This window comes from Streptococcus sp. 1F3 (assembly GCF_054968985.1).
Genome location: NZ_JBUEQR010000119.1, coordinates 1 through 5348, shown reverse-complemented (window position 1 = coordinate 5348; position 5348 = coordinate 1). Strand labels below are relative to the sequence as shown.

Sequence of the window (5348 nt, the reverse complement as noted above, 5' to 3'; positions counted from 1 at the left end):
GGATACCACTTTTTAGGCACTGGGCGCTATGATAAGATCGCTTACATACCTTTTCTGAAACTATTTCAGTTTCATGCGTTTGGCGTGGACAATTACATATTGTCCTAAAACCTTGGTAATACCAATAGAACTACTATCTCATGCTTACAGATAGAAACCGTGCTCTTGAAAGTTTAATACTCTTCGAAAATCACACTCAGGCTTTATCCATTTGATTGGAAGAGTGTAAAACTCCAGTGGTCTTTTTCAGCCTGTTGCCTAAAAATAAGAGGGAACAAACTTCTCTTTACAGCTACATCGCCCAAGCTACATATGATGCCTAATGAGTATCGTCTATAAAAACAAGCCAGTTCCAGAAATAGCTAATACTCAATAAAAATCGTTTAAATCAAGTTGTTCAAGCATTGATTTAAACGATTTTTCCTCTATATTCATTTTAAGTTTTGGGCCGTTTAGCTCAGATTAACGTCTATACTGATGCAAGAATCGGGTCATCTTTTCTTGAATTTCAGCAAGTTCATCAACACGTGGAAGATATACAATTCGGAAGTGATCCGGCTCTTTCCAATTGAAACCTCTACCATGAACGAGCAAGATTTTCTCCTGCTTCAAAAAGTCCAATACAAACTGTTCATCATCATCAATTCGGTACATTTCACGGTCAATTTTAGGGAAAATATATAGTCCAGCCTTGGGCTTTACAGCAGATAAGCCAGGAATATCACTAATTGCCTTCGTAATAAATTCCCGTTGCTCATAAAGACGCCCACCTGGCATCAAGAGTTTGTCTACTGACTGATAGCCACCGAGCGACGTTTGTACAACCTGTTGGGCTAATACATTTGAACACAGACGCATATTAGACAGCATATTAAGCCCTTCAATATAGCCTTTTACATGACGCTTGGGTCCAGATAAGACCATCCAGCCCACCCGAAAACCGCAGATGCGATGCGATTTTGACAGACCGTTCATGGTCACGACAAATAAATCTGGCGCCAAAGTCGCAATCGGAATATGCACTGCACCATCAAAGACCATACGATCATAAATTTCATCCGAAAAAAGAATCAGCTCATGCCTGCGGGCAATATCAACAATCCCCTCAAGGATTTCTTTCGGGTACAAAGCCCCAGTTGGATTATTGGGATTGATGAGTACAATTGCCTTGGTTTTAGAGGTCACCTTGGCTTCCATATCAGCCAAATCTGGATACCAATCCGTAGCTTCATCACAGACATAGTGAACCGCATGCCCACCTGCCAAGCTAACAGCTGCTGTCCAAAGAGGGTAGTCTGGCATTGGTACTAAGACTTCATCACCGTTATCTAAAAGCCCCTGCATAGACATCACAATCAGCTCGCTGACCCCATTTCCTAAATAAATATCTTCAATATCTACATTTGGAAACTTCTTCAGTTGACAGTACTGCATAATAGCCTTACGGGCAGAAAAAATTCCCTTACTATTGGAATACCCTTCTGATTTTCGTGCATTGTGAATCAAATCATGAATCACTTCATCTGGTGCTGTAAAACCAAACTCGGCAGGATTTCCCGTATTTAAACGCAAAATCTGCTCACCGTTCGCTCGCATACGCATCGCTTCCTCTAAGACTGGTCCCCGAATATCGTAGGCTACATCATCTAACTTTAGTGATTTATCAAACTGTCTCATCAAGACTACCTCGACTTTCTATTTGTATTATTTTAGCCTAAATCCCCTAAAATAACAAGAATTACTTCAATTTTTGAAAAAAAGATGTTATAATATATATGAAAAGAAAAGGGGTGAAGACCTATGACACAATCTTACCAAATTATATTGGTCGCTGTTGATGGTTCAAAAGAAGCAGAACTAGCTCTGCACAAGGCTATTCACGTTGCAAAGCGCAACCAAGCACGACTGATTATCGCCCATGTCATTGATACACGTGCGCTTCACAACATTGCAGCTTTTGATGCCACCATCTATGAAACGCTTGATCAAGAAGCCCAGACCCTTCTCAAGGAATACCAAGAAAAAGCCCTACAGGCTGGGTTGTCAGACGTACAAACCGTTCTTGAGTTCGGAAACCCTAAAACCCTGCTTGCCCACGATATCCCAAAAGAAACAGGAGCCGATTTGATGCTCTTAGGTGCAACAGGGCTCAATACTTTCGAGCGTCTCTTGATTGGATCTTCTTCCGAGTATATCCTACGCCACACTTCGATTGATTTGCTAGTGGTACGGGATAAGGACAAAACAATGTAGTAAGCTAAATGAGGTTGGAACATTAGTTCCAACCTCATTGTATTACCTAATACTCTTTAAAAATCAAAAGGATACTTCGTCAACTTGCCTTAGTGAACGCTCGTTCTACCTCCGGCTTCGATTATAAGGAAATGAGCGGTGCTACTCTCATTTCCAACCTTTCACCATTCTTAATTGTGAAAGCGAGTCTACTTTTGATTTTTATTGAGTATAAGTAATTTATAGTCCACAAGACTGTTGAAGAAACCTCTAGACAGCGTAGAGACATTGAAGCAAGTTATCTTGCAACCAATGAGATTTATACTCGCTTTCCAGTTTTTGGGTTCAATTAAGATGTAAAGAGGTCAAAAGCCAAGGAAAAACAGGTGTTCTCCTCATGTCCGAATCCAATTATAAAATAGACTAACAGACTATCTTAGCACCAAGAATGTATACTTTAGAATTTGAGCTCAACCTCTATTTTAGCTTCTGATATGCTTTCACTTGCCTATCCAATTCTTCCTGAATAGCAGGCTCCGGTGCATATTCTGCTTCCCAATGATTCGGTTTTAAAATTTTGTGGGTAACAGGATCAAAATGAGCCCGTCCATCTGGAAATATTTTTCCCATATTAGACCGATGAACGATGTCAAAAATCGGCTTGGGATCTACTCCCATTAAGGCGAAAGAGCCATAGGTAAAGTAGAGCAAGTCTAGTAGGGCATCTACCTGACCTAGTAGAGGGTTCTCGGTTCTTACTTTCTTTTTCGATTTTGCAGCTGCCCTATCTAAGGCCTGATGAAGTCCTTGTAACAAAGTCGTAAATTCTCCATCATTCCTTGAAGTGGCATATAAAAATTCGACCAACTCTTCTAACTTAAAATCAGCTCTATGGAAAGCCGTCTCTGCATCATAAGCTTTCGGGTACTCTTGGGTCACCCCGTCCATCTTGGCATGAAATTCCTTCACTGCATTAAATTGAACATCCTTACTCTGAAACATTTGTCCCTCCTTTGATAAGGTCAAAATGCTCTAATGCCTTGAAAATACCATCTTGATTGTTACTATCTGTCACATAAAAGGCTGTTTGACGAGCCTTTTTCGTCCCATTTTTCATAGCAACGGAATAAGGAATACCAGCCAGCATTTCCAAATCATTATTGGAATCCCCAAAGACCATCACTTCATCTAAGGCAAACTGGTAACACTCTCCAACACGTTTAATTCCCTCTAATTTAGAATTTCCCTTGGAAATAATATCCACTGCATAAGGACTAGAACGCGTGAAATCTAAATTCGGAAACTGTGAAGCTAATTTTCTCGTTTCTCTCTCTGTTGCCAATAACATCATTTGATAGATGGAGCGTTCAGAAATAATCCGTAATTGCTCCTTGTCCTGGGGGCTCACTTTTCGAATAAAGCGGTTAAAGATAAAGTTAACCAGTCCTGCCCATGAAGCTGGAATCATTCGCGTCAACCGATAGCCAAGATTACCACTACCAAAACTCATAATTCGGCTACCTGCCACTCCAAAAGCCGTCCCAAAAGAAAGATCTCTTTTGTATTTTTTAGCATACTCTATCAAGGCCGGCATATCTTCTTTCGGTAGCTCCTGCATGAAGAGAACCTTTTCTCTTGAAAGGATATATTGGCCATTATAGGTCACTGCACAGTCCATACTCAAGGATGCCATGTATTGGAGAACAAATCGAGGTCCTCGCCCAGTAGCCAAGCCCACCAAGATACCTTGTTTCTTTAGCTGATTGATAGCTGAGATTGTCGAAGGACTAATCGTTCGATTATCAGTCAATAAGGTTCCGTCTATATCAAAAAAAACAGCCTTAATCTCCAACATCTCACCTACTTTCCTGTATTTTATGTTACAATTAGTATACCACATTTGGAAAGAATCTGAAAGTTTATGAAAAATATTCTTGTCTTACACACAGGCGGTACCATTTCGATGCAGGCAGATTGCGCAGGAAAGGTAACGACCAATCAAGAAAACCCTATGAATCATGTCTCTGTACCACTCGACGGAATTCAAGTTACAGCCCTAGACATCTTTAATCTTCCCAGCCCCTATATAACCCCTAGCCACATGCTCCAACTCTACCATAAGATTAAGAAAGAAGCTGCACACTACGACGGGGTCGTCATTACCCATGGCACTGATACCTTAGAAGAAACCGCCTATTTTATCGATACGATGGAGTTACCCAAGATTCCAGTTATCTTGACAGGTGCCATGCGTTCGTCCAATGAATTAGGGAGCGACGGAGTCTACAATTACCTCAATGCTCTAAGAGTAGCAAGTCATGATAAGGCGAGAGACAAGGGTGTTCTCGTGGTCATGAACGATGAGATTCATGCTGCAAAATACGTCACAAAGACCCATACAACCAATGTCGGAACCTTCCAAACACCGACCCATGGACCACTTGGTCTTGTGATGAAACATGAAATCCTCTATTTCAAAAATGCAGAGCCTCGTGTACGTTTCGACTTAAATCAGCTGACTGGTTTTATTCCAATTATCTCTGCCTACGCTGGTATGAAAACGGAATTGCTGGACATGCTAGATCGTACCAAACTAGATGGTCTCATTATTGAAGCCTTTGGTGCCGGAAACCTTCCGCAAGAAGTAGCAAAAAAACTCCACAGTTTTCTTGAAGCAGGCATTCCAATCGCTCTTGTTTCTCGCTGTTTCAACGGCATCGCAGAACCTGTCTACGCCTATGCTGGCGGAGGAGTAAAATTGCGCGAGGACGGCATCTTCTTTGTTAAAGAACTCAATGCAGCCAAAGCCCGCCTCAAACTACTCATCGCCCTAAACGCTGGGCTAACAGGAGAAGAATTGAAACAATATATGGAAGGCTAGCCAATCAAGATGCTTGCATACAAAAAGGGTGAGGAGAAGAATTCTATGAATGAACTCTTGGCTCATGGTCAACCGTAGTGGTTGATAGAAAAGCTATCATCAAGAGAGAACAAGATTCGTTCTCTCTTTTCGTATGTTCAAAACGATTTAAAAAAGGGCTCTATAATTTCTGTAGTGGGTAAATCCACTGTAGAGATTATGGAGCCTTTTTGAGTATAGAAAAAAAGTCCCATAT

Annotated in this window: 3 protein-coding genes and 1 pseudogene; 2 read left to right on the top strand and 2 right to left on the bottom strand. The window is 41.1% G+C overall.

The features are described 5' to 3' along the window. Positions 1-462 precede the first annotated feature (462 nt). Positions 463-1677 carry a pyridoxal phosphate-dependent aminotransferase gene (locus tag ACVPON_RS09970; RefSeq protein WP_462878482.1) on the bottom strand — a complete coding sequence of 405 codons (1215 nt, stop codon included), beginning with the start codon at positions 1675-1677 and terminating at the stop codon, positions 463-465. 123 nt (positions 1678-1800) lie between these two features. Here ACVPON_RS09970 and ACVPON_RS09965 point away from each other — a divergent pair, with 123 nt between their 5' ends. Then, on the top strand, positions 1801-2253 hold the full coding sequence (locus ACVPON_RS09965) for a universal stress protein (RefSeq protein WP_462878480.1): 453 nt from the start codon (positions 1801-1803) through the stop codon (positions 2251-2253). A 456-nt stretch (positions 2254-2709) separates the two neighbouring features. Here ACVPON_RS09965 and ACVPON_RS09960 read toward each other — a convergent pair. Continuing rightward, a pseudogene (locus ACVPON_RS09960) lies at positions 2710-4084 on the bottom strand (HAD-IIB family hydrolase). A 69-nt stretch (positions 4085-4153) separates the two neighbouring features. Here ACVPON_RS09960 and ACVPON_RS09955 point away from each other — a divergent pair. Then, positions 4154-5113: an asparaginase gene (locus tag ACVPON_RS09955; RefSeq protein ID WP_462878478.1), complete on the top strand. Its 960-nt coding sequence runs from the start codon at positions 4154-4156 to the stop codon at positions 5111-5113. Positions 5114-5348: the final 235 nt, after the last annotated feature.